The following is a 14,979-nucleotide window of genomic DNA, read 5'->3' on the forward strand; positions in this document are numbered from 1 at the left end:
TCTCACCAGCGGTACTTCAGCCCGGCGATGACGGTGCGCGGCGCGCCGAGATAGCAGTAGCCGGCGTCGCAGGTGGTGTATTCCTCGTCGAGCAGGTTCTGCGCGTTGACCTGGAAACTCCAGCCCTTGAGATTCGGAGCGAGATAGCTGAAGTCGTAGCTCAGCTTGGCGTCGAGCAGCGTGTAGGCGTCGTTCTGGAAGGTGTTGAGCGAGTCGCCCCAGGTGGCGCCGGTGTAGCGTACGCCGGCGCCGATCCCGAGACCGACCAGCTTCGAGCCGGGCTGGAACTGATAGTCCGCCCAGAACGCAAAACTGTTCTCCGGCTGGCCCGAGGGCACGAGGCCGACCGTATCGGCGCTGCCGGCGACATTGACCATGTCGAGATAGGTGTAGGAACCGCGAACCTTCAAGCCGGCACCGAGATTGGCGACCGCCTCCAGTTCGAAGCCGCGGGCGCGCACCTCGCCGGTCTGCACCTGAAACAGCGGGTTGTCGTCGTCGGTGACGAGACCGTTGTTCTGGTCGATCTGGAACACCGAGGCGGTGAAGAAGCCGTCGAAGCCCACGGGCTGGTACTTCACGCCGGCTTCGATCTGCTTGGCCGTCGTCGGGGAGAAGGCGTCGCCGTTGATGTCGACGCCGAGATTGGGCGCGAACGAGGTCGAATAGCTCACATAGGGCGCAATACCGTTGTCGAACACATAGGTGAGCCCGGCGCGGTAGGTGAACTCGCTGTCGTCGATGTTCTCGGCAGTATCGGCCAGCAGGTCGATGTCGTCGGTGTCGACCCAGTCCTGCCGACCGCTGAGCGTCAGGATGAACCGGTCGAACTCCGCCTGCTCCTGGATGTAGAGGCCGACCTGGTTCTGCCGCTGACGATATCTGGCGGCGTTCAGCTCGGGATCCTCGGTGGAGCCGAGCGGCTGCCCCGTGTTCAGGTCATAGTCGGCAGCGGTGCCATAGCCGATGCCGCCACTCAGCGCGAGATAGGAATAGTCGAGCCCGACCAGCAGCTTGTGCTGCACGGCACCGGTCGCGAAATTCGCCTCCACCTGATTGTCGACGACGAAGGAGTCCAGATAGTCGTGCACGAAGCCGGTATAGCGGCTGGCAATGTTGGTGGCCTCGTCGATCGAGGTGACGCCGGTATAGCGCACCGAGGTATTGGCGCTGCCATAACGCAGCTTCTGGCGGACGGTGAAGATGTCGTCGATGTCGTGCTCGGCGAGATAGCCGATCCGGTACTGTTCCTGGTTCAGCGCGTTATAGTCGCCGAAGTTCTTGCTGAATGCCTCACCGCCCGCGCCGGTCCAGCCGAAATAAGGCAGAGACGCGGGCGTCTCGGACTTCTGGTACTCGCCGAGGAAGGTGATGCGGGTATCTTCGTTCGGCTTCCAGGTCAGCGCTGGAGCGATGAACGTCATGTCGTTGGTGCCGCCATTATAGACGTTCGGCGAGTCGGCATCGCGCAGCACACCGGTCAGGCGATAGAGCCAGGTGCCGTCCTTGTCGAGCGGGCCGCCAATATCGAACTGGCCCTGCCACCAGTCGTAATTGCCGCCCTGCACCTCGACCTCGCCGAAGGCTTGCTCGGTCGGGCGCTTGGAAGTGATGTCGACGAGGCCGCCGGGCGAGCCAAGTCCGTACAGCGCCGAACTCGGCCCGCGAAGAACGGTGACGCTCTCGACGCCGTAGGGCTCGACCTTGAAGATCGACATATTGGCACCCGGCAGGCGCAGCCCGTCGCGGTAGATGCCGTTATAGGTGACGTCAAAGCCGCGGATGGAGAAGGCGTCATAACGCGGGTCGTAGCCGCTCTGCCCGGTGCGCACGCCGGGCGTATAGGCCACCGCGTCGGTCAGCGTCTGGACATTGCGGTCGTTCAGTTCCTCGCGGGTGACGACCGAGACGGACTGGGGAACCTCGATCAGCGGCGTATCGGTCTTGGTGCCCGCCGTGCTGCGGGTCGCGACATAGCCGACCGTGCCGTCGCCCTCGCCCTGAACGTCGATGGTTTCGAGCTCGATCCCGACGGTGGTCCCGCCGACCGTGCTGGAGGCGGCCGGGTCGACGATGGTGACGCGGTTCGGCGCGGTGAAGCGGTAGCTCAACCCGGTGCCCCGCAGCAGCGCGTCCAGCCCTTCCGGCGCGCTCATCGTGCCCACGACCATGGAGGAACGGCGCCCGCCGAACTTCGCGGTATCGAAGAACACCCTTATCCCAGCCTTCTGGGCGAAGGCGAGGATGGCGCTGTTGAGGTCCTGGGCCGGAATATCGAAAGCGATCCGCGCCGGCGCGACACTTGCCGCCTGCTGCGCCTGGGCGTCGGCGAGCATCATCAAGGTGCCGAGACCGGCGGCCAGCAGCCCGAGCGCAAGGACGCTACCCGCCGCGCCGCCAAGATAGTGCCGCCGCAGTCGCCGCGCGCCGATGTTCACCTCAGACGTCATGGACCCATCTTCCTTCCCGGCCGATCGCGCGAGATGCGCGCTGCCTGCAGAGAGGAAGACAACTCAGCGGCCGAAGACCGTAAAAATAATTCCGCGGCGCCGCAGAAAATCAGTAAAGCACTGTGATCAATGGATAAACCGAGCGAGCACGCACGCCCAGCTCGCTGGTAATGGTCTCGATGGCATCGCCGAGATCGCTGGTTGGAAAAACCCCGCTCACCCGGCGCTGGGCCAGCGCGCCGTCGAGAATGACGATGCGGCCACGCCGGTAGCGGTTCAGCGTCTCCACGACGTGTTCGAGGGAGGTATCGTCGAACACCAGCAGCCCGCGCCGCCACGCCGTCGCCGCCGTCAGGTCGCGCGTGCGGACCCGCCCGACGCCGAGCCCGGTGCGGTAGCGTACCTCCTGCCCCGGCGAGAGCACCACCGCCGGCCGCCGGCCATCGACGTCCAGCGCGACCTCGACCTGATGCTCGACAGCAAGCACATCCGCCCCTTCGCCGGCCATCTCGATCACGAACTGCGTGCCGAGCGCCGTGGTCGTGCCGCCGGCCGCCTCGGCGATGAAGGGGCGCGTCTCCGTTCCGGCACGCGGCGACACGGCAAAGAATACCTCGCCGGCCAACAGCCTCACGCGGCGCTCGCGATCGCTGAAATCGAGCGCGATGGCACTGGATGGGCCAAGCTCGACCGTGCTGCCATCCGGCAGCTGAACGCTGCGCAGTTCGCCTGGCGCGGTGCGATAGTCGGCAGCGGCGAAGAGCCAGGGGTCGCCGAGCCAGAAGCGCGCGCCGCTGGCGGCCAGCAATGCGAGACCGACCAGCGCACCGATACCCATGGCGCGCCGCGTCGCCGTCCGGCGCGGAGACGCAACCTTGCGCAAGGGGCCGGGATCGTGACGCAGCAGCGCCAGCTCGCGCCATGTGGCACTTGCCTCGTCGAAGGCAGCGCGGTGCTCCGGGTCCTGCGCCAGCCAGCTGCGCAAATTGGCTTTCTCGGCCTCGCCGAGTGGCGAGCCGTCGAGACGCGCCACCCATTCGGCGGCGCGCTGCTCGATGTCCTGCGCGCTCTGCTCGCCCTTGCCCACTGCTCGTTCCATGAATCGCCGCGCCCGCTCTATACGACAACCGAGCGCCGCAAAGCCGTAATCATACCGCTCAGCGGGCTCGCATGCGCCGCGTCATATGGGCGATGGCCATGGCCAGATGTTTCTGCACGGTGCTCTCCGACAGGCCCAGACGCTGTGCGACCTGCGCATGGGTCAGGCCGTCGATGCGGTTGAGGACGAAAATCTCCTGCGTACGGCGCGGAAGCTCCTGCACCATCGCGTAGACGCGCTCCAGTTGCTGGCGGGCATCCACCGCCTCCTCCGGCGAGGGCTGGTCCGCAGCTATGTCGCCGAACGCTTCCGGCGGCATTGGATCCGTGCGTCGGCGCGCTTCCTGCTTGAGGTGGTTGAGCAGCAGGTTGCGGGCGACGGTATAGACATAGGCGCGGATATCGTTGATGCGGCTATCCGGTCGCTCGAGAAGGTTCACGAATGTGTCCTGCACGAGATCGCTCGCTACATGGCGGTCCCGAACCCGGCGATGCAGATAACGCCGGAGCTCGGACCCGTGAGCGGTAAAGACAAGCGACAGGTCTGGCTGCATCAGCGAGACACCCGTGATCAGATCACAAAACCGTGTAGATCGCCTGTTAGCACAGAGGTCACGCCGCAAGTAAGACCGGCGGCGAAAGATTGTAGAGATTACAAGATTCGGCCGTACGCAGCGTTTATTGGAAAGATTCTTAAATAATGGCTCGGCGCAAGGGCCGCCTTTGCTGACGACCAGGGGACAACACTACGTTCGAGGTCCGGACGGGTGCGTCAGGTCGCCAGTTCGTGCAGGCGCACCCCGGGGACGACCTGACGGGCTATCTCGCAGAGGTGCCGGTGGTGGGTCAGATAGATGACCTGCCCGGCCCCGGCCATCCGGCCAAAGAGACGGAGCACCTCCTCCGAGCGCGGCTCGTCGAAGGTTTCCATGATGTCGTCGGCGATGAAGGGAACGGAGGGGCGCGCGGCGGCGAACTCCTCGTAGCCGGCCAGCCTCAGGGCAAGGTAGAGTTGGAACCGCGTTCCCTTGGACATGTCGGCGGCGAGCTTGGAGCCGCCGCTGCGGGAAATTCCGATCAGGCTCTCGCGCTCCTTGTCGGGACGGGTGGCAAGGCCCGAATAGTCATCGCGCGTAATGAGGCGAAACGCCTCCGACGCCCGCTCCATCATCGAACTGCGGTGCTTTTCGCGATAGGCGCGAAGCGCATGCGTCGCCACCACGCCGCCGGTCTTCAGGCGCAGGAAGCGCAGCGCCAGATCCTCGATCTCCAGCAGCACGGTGCGGCGCTCGGCCTCGAGCCGGGCGACGGCGTCGTCCCCGCCAATGGCATTGAGGCGGTCCGAGGCGCGCGAGCGGTCCGCGAAGAGCTGCTTCACCCGCTCGTCGAGGTCATCGAGCCGTCCGGCCAGTTCGGCGCTCTCGCGGGCGAATTCGCCGAGATCGATGTCGTCGAAGCGGACCAGCGCCTCCTCGATCGAGGAGGCCTGAATCTCGCTGGTGATCCGCGAGGCCAGCCGCTTGCATTCGGTCGCGAGCCGGTCGCGCGCCGCGCACCGCTCAAGGGCATGACCGACCTCGACAAGGTCCGGCGCATCGAAGAACGTCAGAAGCGTTGCCTTGCCGGCCTCGTGCACCGTCATCGCGGCGGCGAGCTCTTCGCGTTCAACTGCAAGCGACGCGAGTTCGGCCTGTTTCTCGTGACGGCGCTGCCGGTCCTGCTTCGCCCGCTCGTGCCGCCCCGCAAGCGTCTTGGCTGACGCCAGTACCGCGTCAGGATCGAGCCTCTCGCCCAACACGGCGAGGATGTCGGCGAGCTCGGCGACGAAGGCCTGCTGGTCATTCTCCATCGCATCGGCGCGGTGCCGCAGCTCCGTGCGCTGGCGAAGCTCGGTCGAAAGATCGCCGAGCCTGTCGAGGATCGCGCGGATGGCGCCGGTGCTCGCCGCACGGTCGGCGAACCAGCAGCCGGCGAGCGCGGCTTGCCAGCGCTGCTGCCACGCCTCCATCGCGGCGGAAGCCGCCTCCACGGCGCGCGTCCGCGTCACCATTTCGCGCTCCCGCTCCCGCAGCACCTGGTCAGCGGCCTCGCGCACCCGCTTGCGGTCGGCGGCCTCCGTGAGGGTCGTCTCCGCGAGCTCGATCAATACCGCGAGCGAGAGGCCCTCTGTCGCCATGCCGACCGCCGCCAGCATCTGCGCGAGACCTTCGCTTTCACGCACGGCCTCGGCTCGAACCGCATCGAGCGCGTCACCCAGTGCCTGCAGTTGCTCGTGATCGGCAAGGGCAGCGTCGCGCCTCTTCGTCCATCGCTCGATCTCAGCCAGCCTGCGGGCGAGAGGGGCGCCCTCCTCCGCCATCAAGCCGGCGGGCAGATCGCCGCTTATCTCATCGCGCAGCATGGCGATGTCACCCTCGACCTCCGACAGCAATTCCCGCTGCCGCTCGGCCTGCGCCTGCGACAGGGCCTGTGCCGTGGCGAGGCTGCGCATTTCCGCCAGATCGTTCGCCTTGGCGAGGCGCGCATCGGCGAGCGCATCCGCCGTCCGCATCCTGCTCTCGAAGGCACGCGCGCTGTCGCGATCCATTGCCGCGAGGTGCCTGCCCCATGCCGCGTCGCGCTCGGCCCGAAGGTCGGCGGCGCTTTGGTCATCTATCGCGCCGGTTGCCGCCTGAAGCGCCTCGATCCGCGCCGCATGCTCGCGCTGCTGCGTAAGGAATTCGCGAAGGCGGTCGGCATGGGCCGCGCGTCGCGTGTCGAGAGCCGACAGGAGCGCGCGCCACTCCTCGATCTGCCGGCCGTCCGGCATGGCAAGTGCCCGCAATGCGTTGCCATCGCCCGTCCACGGCGCGAGATCGGCAAGCGCCTGTTCGACCTGCCTCTGCCGCTGCGGCAGCTCGCGTTCGGCCACGCGCTGGCGAGCGGAAAGATCGCTCAGGCGCAGCCGTGCCACCATCTCCCGCAGCGCGGCGAGACGAACCGCGTCGTCGGACGCACGCTCAGCGTCATGCAGCTTACGGTCCTCCTGGGCGCGCTCCAGCGCAAGCCCGGCGGCGGCAAGTTCCTCGCGCGCCGCCTCCAGTGCGGCCGCCACGCCTGATCGCTGCTCGATCAGGTCGCGCAGCGTGCCGACAATGGGCGCCGGAACCAGCAGCGTCTGCGGATCGACCTCGTCCTCGCGGCCGAGCGTGCGCAGGATCACACCGATGCGCCCCTGAAGCGCCGCAAGGCTCGATCGACGTTTGGGCAGGTCGTCCTCGGCGCCGCTGTAGCGCGCCGATGCCGGGATCAACCGATCGATCCGCTCGCCGAGCGCCAGCAGACGCTCGTCGATCGCGATGGCCGCGATCTCGCCGCGCAGCCGCTCCGTGCGCTCGTCGAGGCTGGAAAGACGCGTGTGCAGCCGCGTATCCTCGGCCATCAAGGCCGGCAGTTCGGTAGCCCAGTGCGCCGGCGGATGGGGAAGCGCGGCAAGCACTTCGTACTCGGCGCTCGCCCGCCGATAGTCATTGACGAGAGGAGCCGTGCGCAGCACCCGGCCGAGTTCCTCATGCCGCGCCCTGGCGGAAGCGCGTTCGCGCACCGCCTCGTCATAGGCCTGCCCGGCCTGCGTCAGCGTTGCGACGAGCGTGGCGTGGGCCGAGGCCTGCACGTCGATCCGTGCACGCTCCTCCTTCAGCTCGGCCAGCGTGTGCTTGAGCTCGGCGATCTTCGTCTTGCTCGCGCGCTTGCGGAAAAGACTGTCCGCCTCGTCCTCGACGGCCTCAAGGGTTCGGCTCAGGCCGGCGAGACCGGCACTGGCCGAGAACAGCAATTCGCCGAGATCGCCCTTGCTTTCAAGGATGGCGTCGCCGCCCGCCTCCAGCGTCTGGTCGTCCAGCGAGAACATCATGCGATAGGCGTCGCGGCTCAGCCCCGCGAGCGGCGCGCCGAGAAGCGCCTCGTTGGCGGGTTGCCCGCGACCGTCGCGCAGCGAATTGCTGCGCTGCTTGATGCGCTTCAGCTCATGCAGATCGCCGCCGAATTCCAGCGCGGCGCCGACCTCCATCGCCGTATTGCTGTGCAGGAAACCGTAACGCGTGCGCTCCTCGATCCCGAACAGCAGGTCGAGATAGCCGGACAGCGCCGTCGACTTTCCTGCCTCGTTTAGCCCATAGATGATGTGCAGGTCCGGCGTGCCCGGCCGATGCTCGCCGAAGTCGATGGAATAGTCGGTGAACTTGCCGTAGCGGGTGAGGTCGAGCCGGCGCAGGCGCATCAGTCGGCTCCGCTCACGCCCGGCTTCAGGCGCGCAAGGACGTCTTCGCAGCCTTCATCGAGCAGGCGGTCGAGAAACGCCTCGAACGCCGCCTCGCTGTCACCGCCGAAGCCGCGAGCCTCCGGCGGCAGGTCGCCGCGCACGGTCTCGACCAGCTCGCGCACCGCCTGCCGTATGCCGTGCTGGTCCAGAACCTCGTCCCGCATCAGTTCGCCGAGTTCCAGCACCGGGTCGGCCGAAGCCCGCGGTCCGGCCTCCGAAGGCGAGGTGATGCCGAGTTCGATCTTGTCGATCCAAGTCCGCCCGAGCCCTTCCGCGCGCTGCTCCACCTCGGCAAGCAGGAGATCGCGGTCGCGGCGCAGCCGCCACGACAGTGGCGTGCCGCCGTGCAGCATAAGCCGCCCCACCAGATGCTCCGACACCACGCGGTCGCGCTCCACTCCCATGGCGCGCTCGATCGCCTCGACCGCCGCGTGCCAGGACTCCACGCCGGAAAGATCGACCGGGATCCGCTCGAACTGCGCGAGGCTGGTCGCCCTCTCCTCCACGACGATGCTGCGGTCATCGCGGACCGTGACCAGCGACGCGCTCTTGGAGCCGGCCTCGTTGATGTCGCGCCCCTGCGGTATGCCCGGCATGATCACGGTGCGCGCGCCGGGGTGCTGCGCCCGCGTGTGGATATGGCCCAGCGCCCAATAGTCGAAACCCCAGCCATGCAGGTCCGCTATGTTGCAGGGTGCGTAGGTGTCATGGCCCGGCGCGCCGGCAAGGCTGGTGTGCATGATGCCGATATTGACGGCGTCCGGGGTCGGTTGCCTGAATTTCGGCAGCAGGCTTTCCGGCGCGTGCGGCTTGGCGAAGCTGAGGCCGTGCAGGACGATGTCCAGCGTGCCGCAGCGCATCTCCACCGCCTCGGCCCGTCCGCCGAACACCTTGACCGACGGCGGCAGGATCAGCTCCTGCGTGATCCGTGACATCGCGTCATGATTGCCGCGCACCTTGAAGACATGGATGCCGGCCTGATGCAGGCGCTCCATCTGGCTCGCCAGGAAGCGCGCCGTCTTCATCGAGGTCTGGTCGCCGTCATAGAGATCGCCGGCAATGACCAGCGCGTCGACCTGTTCCTCAAGGCAGAGATCGACAATGGCGACCAGCGCCCGCCGCGTCGCGTCGCCGATCAGTTCGGCGAGCTCGCGATTGCGCAGGGCGAGGGAGCGCAGCGGCGAATCGAGGTGAATGTCGGCGGTATGGACGAAGCGGAAGGGCATGGCGGCACCATAGCGAGCCATGCGCATGCACGGCTAGCCATTCGGTGATCGGCGTAGTTATCCCGCGCGTGCGCCGGCTCACTCCGCCCCGAGATAGCGCCGGGCGAGATGCGCCTTGAAGATTCCCGCATCGAGCGGCCGGCCGGTGGCGTGCGTCAGCAACTCGTCGGTCTCCAAGCGCGAGCCCTGCGCATGGATGTGTGTCCGCAGCCAGCCGACCAGCGGCGCGAAGTCGCCGCGTGCAATGCCCGGCAGCGTGTCGGGCTCGGCCCGACAGGCAGCGTCGAACAGCTGCGCTGCGGTCATCGCCCCCAGCGTATAGGTCGGGAAATAGCCCCAGCCCCCGCTCGGCCAGTGGATGTCCTGCAGGCAGCCGAGCCGGTCGTTGGGCGGGGTGATGCCGAGCAGTTCCTGCATGCCCGCGTTCCAGGCGGCGGGAAGCTCGGCCAGAGGCATCTCATTGGCAATCAGCGCCTTCTCCAGCCGGTAGCGCAGGATGACATGGGCGGGATAGGTGACCTCGTCGGCATCGACCCGGATGAAGCCGCGCTCGACGCGGGTGTAGCGCCGCCACAGCGCGTCAGCCTCCCAGCCGGGACCGTCCGCGCCGAACGCCTCGCGCATCAGCGGCGCGGCATAGGCGAGGAATTCGGGTGAGCGGCAAGCCTGCATCTCCATGATGAGCGACTGGCTCTCATGCACGCTCATGCCGCGCGCCTGCCCGACCGGCTGACCCATATAGGCGGCCGGACGTCCCTGTTCGTAGAGCGCATGGCCGGTCTCGTGGATCACCCCCATCAGCGCCTTGCTGAAATCGGCGTCGTCATAGCGCGTGGTGATGCGCACATCATTGTCGGCGCCGCCGCAGAACGGATGCGCCGAGATATCGAGCCGGCCGCGGGTGAAATCATAGCCGAGCGCGGCCATGACCTTCACCCCGAGCTGGCGCTGCGCCTCGACCGCGAACGGGCCGTCGAGCGGCGCCAAGGCGGGCCGGCGCGCCTGTGCGGCAAGCGCCTGCTCGGTGAAGCCGGGCAGGAAGGCGGCGAGATCGTCGAACAGCGCGTCGATCTTCACGGAGCGCCCGCCCGGCTCGTAATCGTTGAGCAGCGCGTCATAGACGGAAAGGCCGAGCTTCTCACCCTTGGCCGCGCCCGCCTCGCGCTGGAGCTTGAGGACCTCGGTCAGATAGGGCAGCAGCGCCTTGAAATCGGAATCGGCACGGGCCTGCCGCCACGCCATCTCGCTCGCCGAGATTGCCCGGCTCATTGCCTCGACGAGATCGGCCGGCAGCGCGGTCTCCACCGTCCAGACGCGGCGGATCTCACGCAGATTGGCCCGCTCCCACTCGGTAAGCCCCGCCTGCTGATCGGCCTCGGCCAGCCAGTCGCCGATACGTGGATCGACCGCCATCTCATGCGCCAGCACGCGCAGCAGCGCCATGCTCTCCGCACGGCTGCCGGCGGCGCCGGTCGGCATCATCGCGTCGCTGTCCCATTGCAGGATGCCGATGGCGTTCGACATGGCGGCGAGGCGGCCGAAATGGCCGGACAGCGAGGCATAGGCGGTCATGGCGGTCCTTTTGCGAAGCAGTTGCCCGCGGCAACCTACGGGATGGATGCGGACATCGACATCAAATATGTCTACGTCACACATCGACGCCACCTCATCTCCACCGAAAGAGAGCCCGCTCCATGAAGTCACGCGCCGCCGTCGCCTGGGAAGCCAAGAAGCCCCTGACCATCGAAACCATCGAGATCGGCGGACCCAAGCCCGGCGAGGTGCTGGTCGAGATCATGGCCACCGGCGTCTGCCATACCGACGCCTATACGCTGGACGGCCTCGATTCGGAGGGCAAGTTCCCGGCGATCCTCGGCCATGAGGGCGCGGGCATCGTGCGCGAGATCGGCGCGGGCGTGACCTCGCTCAAGGTCGGCGATCATGTGATCCCGCTCTACACGCCGGAATGCCGGAACTGCAAAACCTGCCTGTCGCAACGCTCGAACCTGTGCACCTCGATCCGCGCCACCCAGGGCCAGGGCCTGATGCCGGACCGCACCACGCGCTTCTCCTGCGAGCGGGTGGGCGGCCAGGGCGGCGAGATCTTCCACTATATGGGCTGCTCAACCTTCTCGAACTTCACCGTGCTGCCGGAGATCGCGCTGGCGAAGGTGCGCGAGGACGCCCCCTTCGACAAGATCTGCTACATCGGCTGCGGCGTCACCACCGGCATCGGCGCGGTGGTCTATACCGGCAAGGTCTGGCCGGGCGCCAATGTCGTGGTGTTCGGTCTCGGCGGCATCGGCCTCAACGTGATCCAGGGCGCCCGCATGGTCGGCGCCGACAAGATCATCGGCGTCGACATCAACCCGGCCAAGGTTGAGATGGCGAGGAAGTTCGGCATGACCGACTTCATCAACCCGCTGGAGGTCGGCAACGACAAGGTGGTGCAGGCGATCCAGGACCTCACCGATGGCGGCGCCGACTTCACCTTCGACTGCACCGGCAATGTCAATGTGATGCGCCAGGCGCTGGAAGCCTGCCACCGCGGCTGGGGCACCTCCATCGTCATCGGCGTGGCGCCGGCCGGGGCGGAGATTTCCACCCGGCCCTTCCAGCTGGTCACGGGCCGCAACTGGCGCGGCTCGGCGTTCGGCGGCGCGCGCGGGCGCACCGACGTGCCGAAGATCGTCGACTGGTACATGGAGGGCAAGATCAACATTGACGACCTGATCACCCACACCATGCCGCTCGACGAGATCAACACCGCCTTCGACCTGATGCACGAGGGCAAGTCCATCCGCTCCGTGGTGATCTACTGATGTCGGCGCTCGAAATAATCTCAAAGGCCAAGTCGCATGGCGGCATTCAAGGCGTGTACCGGCATGATTCGAACGTCACCGGCACGCCGATGACCTTCGCCGTCTTCGTGCCGCCGCAGGCTTTGAGCGGCCCGGTGCCGGTGCTGTGGTATCTCTCCGGCCTCACCTGCACCCATGCCAATGTCATGGAGAAGGGCGAGTACCGCGCCGCTGCCGCGAAGCACGGCGTCATCATCGTCGCGCCCGACACCAGCCCGCGCGGCGCGGACGTGGCGGACGAGCCGGACAACTGGCAGTTCGGTTCGGGCGCCGGCTTCTATCTCGATGCGACGCAGGAGCCCTATGCCCGGCATTACCGGATGTACTCCTACCTCATTGAGGAGCTGACCTCGCTGATCGCGGCGGAATTCCCCGCCGATATGAGCCGGCAAGGCATCTTCGGTCATTCCATGGGCGGGCACGGCGCGCTGACCATCGCGCTGAAGCATCCGAACCGTTTTGCCAGCTGCTCGGCCTTCGCGCCGATCGTGCAGCCCTCGACGGCGGACTGGTCGCGGCCGGCGCTGGAGAAATATCTCGGCGCCGACATGCAGGCCTGGCGCGCCTATGACGCGGTGGCGCTGATCGAGGACGGCAAGCGTTTCCCGGAATTCCTGGTCGACCAGGGTTCGGCCGATCCCTTCCTCACCACGGGCCTGCGTCCGCAATTGCTGGCGGATGCCTGCGCAGTGGCCGGCATTCCCCTCACGCTTAACCTGCGCGAGGGCTACGACCACTCCTACTATTTCATCTCGACCTTCATGGCCGACCACATCGCCTGGCACGCGCGCCGCCTCGGTCTCTAGAATCGAGCGACGCCTTCCTTCAGCCGAACCTGACCGAGGTCAGAACCGGCGGCGCCCCACCGGAAACGGTTTGGGGCTGCCGCCGCGAGGCGCATTGTCACGCAACTGTCATCCGGCTCCCGTAATTGCCCGCTCGGCGATCTCGGTCCGGAAAAGCAATGTCCGCAAACGCTTCCCCTGCGGTATCGGTGCGCGGTCTCGCCCTGAACTATGGCGCGGCGCGCATCCTCGATGACGTCGGCTTCGACGTGGCGGCGGGCGAGGTCCTGGCCCTGCTCGGACCGTCCGGATGCGGCAAGACGACCCTGCTCCAGCTGCTGGCTGGCCTGCTCGCGCCCAGCGCCGGACGCATCGAGATTCTCGGCCGCGTCGTCGCGGATGCCGCGACCGGCACGCGGGTGCCGCCGGAGGCGCGCGGACTCGGCATGGTGTTCCAGGACTACGCCCTCTGGCCCCATATGAGCGTGGCGGCGAATGTCGCCTTCCCGCTGGAAATGCTCGGCGTGCCGGCCGCCGAACGGCGCAGTCGCGTCGCCGCGGCGCTGAAGCGCGTCGGGCTCGGCGCCATGGCGGACCGCCGCCCTTCCGACATGTCCGGCGGCCAGCAGCAGCGGGTCGCGCTCGCCCGCGCCGTCGTGGCCGAGCCGCCCCTCGTGCTGTTCGACGAGCCGCTGTCCAATCTCGATCCGGAATTGCGCGAGGCAATGGTCGGCGAGATAGGCTCGCTGGTTGCCGATCTCGGCCTCACCGCGATCTACGTCACCCATGACCGGGGCGAGGCCTTTGCGCTCGCGGACAAGGTGGCGGTGATGCGTGCCGGCCGCATCGCCCAGTTCGCCCCACCCGAGACGCTGGTCGCGGCCCCCGCCAGCGCCGAGGTTGCGGAATTCCTCAATCTCGGCTGCGTGCTGCCGATGCGCCGCAACGGCACCGAATGGCATATCGCCGGCACCACGATGCGCTTCGGCACCATGGGACCCGCCACGCCTGAGGCGCGGCTGCTGCTGCCCGGTCGCAGCCTTCGGCTCGTCGGTTCCGAAGAGAGCGGACCACGCGCCGAAGTGTTGCGCACGCGCTTTCGTGGCGACAGCTACGCACTGACCCTGCGCATCTGTGGCACCGCGCACGAGGTCCAGGTCGCCAGCCCGCGCCGCGCCGAGATCGGCGACATCGTCGGGCTGTTCTGCCCACCGGAAGACATCCGCTGGTTCGCCAGCACTGCCAGCTGACATCCACTGCGATCAACCCTCAGGAGAAGACCCATGCGCGCATTTACCTTTGCCCTTGCCCTGGGCGCGTCGCTGATGACGAGCGCGGCGATGGCCGACATCACCGTCTATTCGGCCGGCCCCGGCGGGCTGATCGACAAGCTGGCCGCCGGCTATACCGCCAAGACCGGCGTCAAGGTCAACGTGTTCCAGGCCACCACCGGCAAGATCATGGCCCGCATCGAATCGGAAGCCGCCAATCCGGTGGTGGACGTGCTGATCTCGGCTTCCTGGGACACCGCGACCGACTTCGCCAAGCGCGGCTGGCTCACCGCTTACACCAGCCCGAACGCGGCGACGGTGCCGGACTTCCTGAAGAACGATACGGCGGTCGCGCAGGGAATCTCCGCGCTCGGCATCGCCTGGAACCCGGCCTCCGGCACGCCGAAGCCGACCGAGTGGGCCGACCTCGCCAAGCCGGCCTACAAGGACCTGGTCACCCTTCCCGATCCGGCGCAGTCCGGTGCCTCCTTCGAGCTGGTCGCCGCATTGCAGGCCAAGGATGGCTGGGGCCTGTTCAAGGACATCGCCGCCAATGGCGCCGTCGTCGCCGGCGCCAATGCCGAAGCGCTGAACCCGGTCATGCAGGGCGCCAAGGCCGCCGTGTTCGGCGCGGTCGACTACATCTCGCTCGCCGCCAAGGCCAAGGGCGAATCGATCGACGTGATCTTCCCCGCCTCCGGCACGGTGATCGCGCCGCGCCCGATGATGATCCTCAACTGGTCGAAGCAGCAGGACGACGCCAAGAAGTTCGTCGACTACGTCCTGTCCGACGAGGGGCAGAAGGCGGTCGCGGCGACCTATCTCATGCCCGCGCGCAGCGACATCAAGGCCAACCGCCCGCTGATCGCCGACCTCAAGATCATGACCGTCGACGCCGCCGCGGTCTATGGCAAGCGCGACGCGACGCTGGCCGAGTTCGCCAAGGTGTTCGGCAAGTGATTGCCGGATTTTCCAGGCTGGACGCCTG

At 67.3% G+C, this 14,979-nt stretch carries 10 protein-coding genes; 4 read left to right on the top strand and 6 right to left on the bottom strand.

What is annotated here, in order from left to right; all coding sequences use genetic code 11:
* Positions 1-2: 2 nt before the first annotated feature.
* From ACO2RV_RS15380 to ACO2RV_RS15405, 6 genes are all read right to left on the bottom strand, one after another.
* A complete protein-coding gene (locus ACO2RV_RS15380) occupies positions 3-2,450 on the bottom strand; it encodes a TonB-dependent siderophore receptor (RefSeq protein ID WP_423294495.1) in 2,448 nt (815 codons plus the stop codon).
* 109 nt (positions 2,451-2,559) lie between these two features.
* Entirely contained in the window at positions 2,560-3,549 is a 990-nt protein-coding gene (locus ACO2RV_RS15385) for a FecR family protein (protein ID WP_423294497.1), read from the bottom strand.
* Between the two features lie 58 nt (positions 3,550-3,607).
* The gene (locus ACO2RV_RS15390; RefSeq protein WP_423294499.1) at positions 3,608-4,102 is read right to left on the bottom strand and encodes an RNA polymerase sigma factor; all 495 of its coding nucleotides are present in this window, start codon (positions 4,100-4,102) and stop codon (positions 3,608-3,610) included.
* 218 nt (positions 4,103-4,320) lie between these two features.
* Complete coding sequence (locus ACO2RV_RS15395) at positions 4,321-7,806, bottom strand: AAA family ATPase (RefSeq protein WP_423294501.1); 3,486 nt, start codon at positions 7,804-7,806, stop codon at positions 4,321-4,323.
* Positions 7,806-9,074 carry a metallophosphoesterase family protein gene (locus ACO2RV_RS15400; protein ID WP_423294680.1) on the bottom strand — a complete coding sequence of 423 codons (1,269 nt, stop codon included), beginning with the start codon at positions 9,072-9,074 and terminating at the stop codon, positions 7,806-7,808. The genes ACO2RV_RS15395 and ACO2RV_RS15400 overlap by 1 nt, the downstream gene beginning before the upstream one ends.
* 78 nt (positions 9,075-9,152) lie before the next feature.
* A complete protein-coding gene (locus ACO2RV_RS15405; RefSeq protein WP_423294503.1) occupies positions 9,153-10,646 on the bottom strand; it encodes a carboxypeptidase M32 in 1,494 nt (497 codons plus the stop codon).
* 122 nt (positions 10,647-10,768) lie between these two features.
* Between ACO2RV_RS15405 and ACO2RV_RS15410 the strand changes: the two genes are divergently transcribed.
* From ACO2RV_RS15410 to ACO2RV_RS15425, 4 genes are all read left to right on the top strand, one after another.
* Entirely contained in the window at positions 10,769-11,896 is a 1,128-nt protein-coding gene (locus ACO2RV_RS15410; RefSeq protein WP_423294505.1) for an S-(hydroxymethyl)glutathione dehydrogenase/class III alcohol dehydrogenase, read from the top strand.
* Positions 11,896-12,741: an S-formylglutathione hydrolase gene (gene fghA, locus ACO2RV_RS15415; RefSeq protein WP_423294507.1), complete on the top strand. Its 846-nt coding sequence runs from the start codon at positions 11,896-11,898 to the stop codon at positions 12,739-12,741. Before ACO2RV_RS15410 ends, fghA begins: the two co-directional genes overlap by 1 nt.
* Positions 12,742-12,899: 158 nt before the next feature.
* The gene (locus ACO2RV_RS15420) at positions 12,900-13,970 is read left to right on the top strand and encodes an ABC transporter ATP-binding protein (protein ID WP_423294509.1); all 1,071 of its coding nucleotides are present in this window, start codon (positions 12,900-12,902) and stop codon (positions 13,968-13,970) included.
* Positions 13,971-14,003: 33 nt separating this feature from the next.
* Positions 14,004-14,951 carry an extracellular solute-binding protein gene (locus ACO2RV_RS15425; RefSeq protein ID WP_423294511.1) on the top strand — a complete coding sequence of 316 codons (948 nt, stop codon included), beginning with the start codon at positions 14,004-14,006 and terminating at the stop codon, positions 14,949-14,951.
* Positions 14,952-14,979: the final 28 nt, after the last annotated feature.

Source organism: Ancylobacter sp. VNQ12 (assembly GCF_049445835.1).
Classification (GTDB): Bacteria; Pseudomonadota; Alphaproteobacteria; order Rhizobiales; family Xanthobacteraceae; genus Ancylobacter.

Coding starts and splice junctions, on each gene's coding strand:
- ACO2RV_RS15410 (WP_423294505.1), top strand. CDS start 10,769: ATGAAGTCACGCGCCGCCGTCGCCTGGGAAGCCAAGAAGCCCCTGACC.
- ACO2RV_RS15400 (WP_423294680.1), bottom strand. CDS start 9,074: ATGCCCTTCCGCTTCGTCCATACCGCCGACATTCACCTCGATTCGCCG.
- ACO2RV_RS15390 (WP_423294499.1), bottom strand. CDS start 4,102: ATGCAGCCAGACCTGTCGCTTGTCTTTACCGCTCACGGGTCCGAGCTC.
- ACO2RV_RS15395 (WP_423294501.1), bottom strand. CDS start 7,806: ATGCGCCTGCGCCGGCTCGACCTCACCCGCTACGGCAAGTTCACCGAC.
- ACO2RV_RS15420 (WP_423294509.1), top strand. CDS start 12,900: ATGTCCGCAAACGCTTCCCCTGCGGTATCGGTGCGCGGTCTCGCCCTG.
- ACO2RV_RS15380 (WP_423294495.1), bottom strand. CDS start 2,450: ATGACGTCTGAGGTGAACATCGGCGCGCGGCGACTGCGGCGGCACTAT.
- ACO2RV_RS15425 (WP_423294511.1), top strand. CDS start 14,004: ATGCGCGCATTTACCTTTGCCCTTGCCCTGGGCGCGTCGCTGATGACG.
- ACO2RV_RS15385 (WP_423294497.1), bottom strand. CDS start 3,549: ATGGAACGAGCAGTGGGCAAGGGCGAGCAGAGCGCGCAGGACATCGAG.
- fghA (WP_423294507.1), top strand. CDS start 11,896: ATGTCGGCGCTCGAAATAATCTCAAAGGCCAAGTCGCATGGCGGCATT.
- ACO2RV_RS15405 (WP_423294503.1), bottom strand. CDS start 10,646: ATGACCGCCTATGCCTCGCTGTCCGGCCATTTCGGCCGCCTCGCCGCC.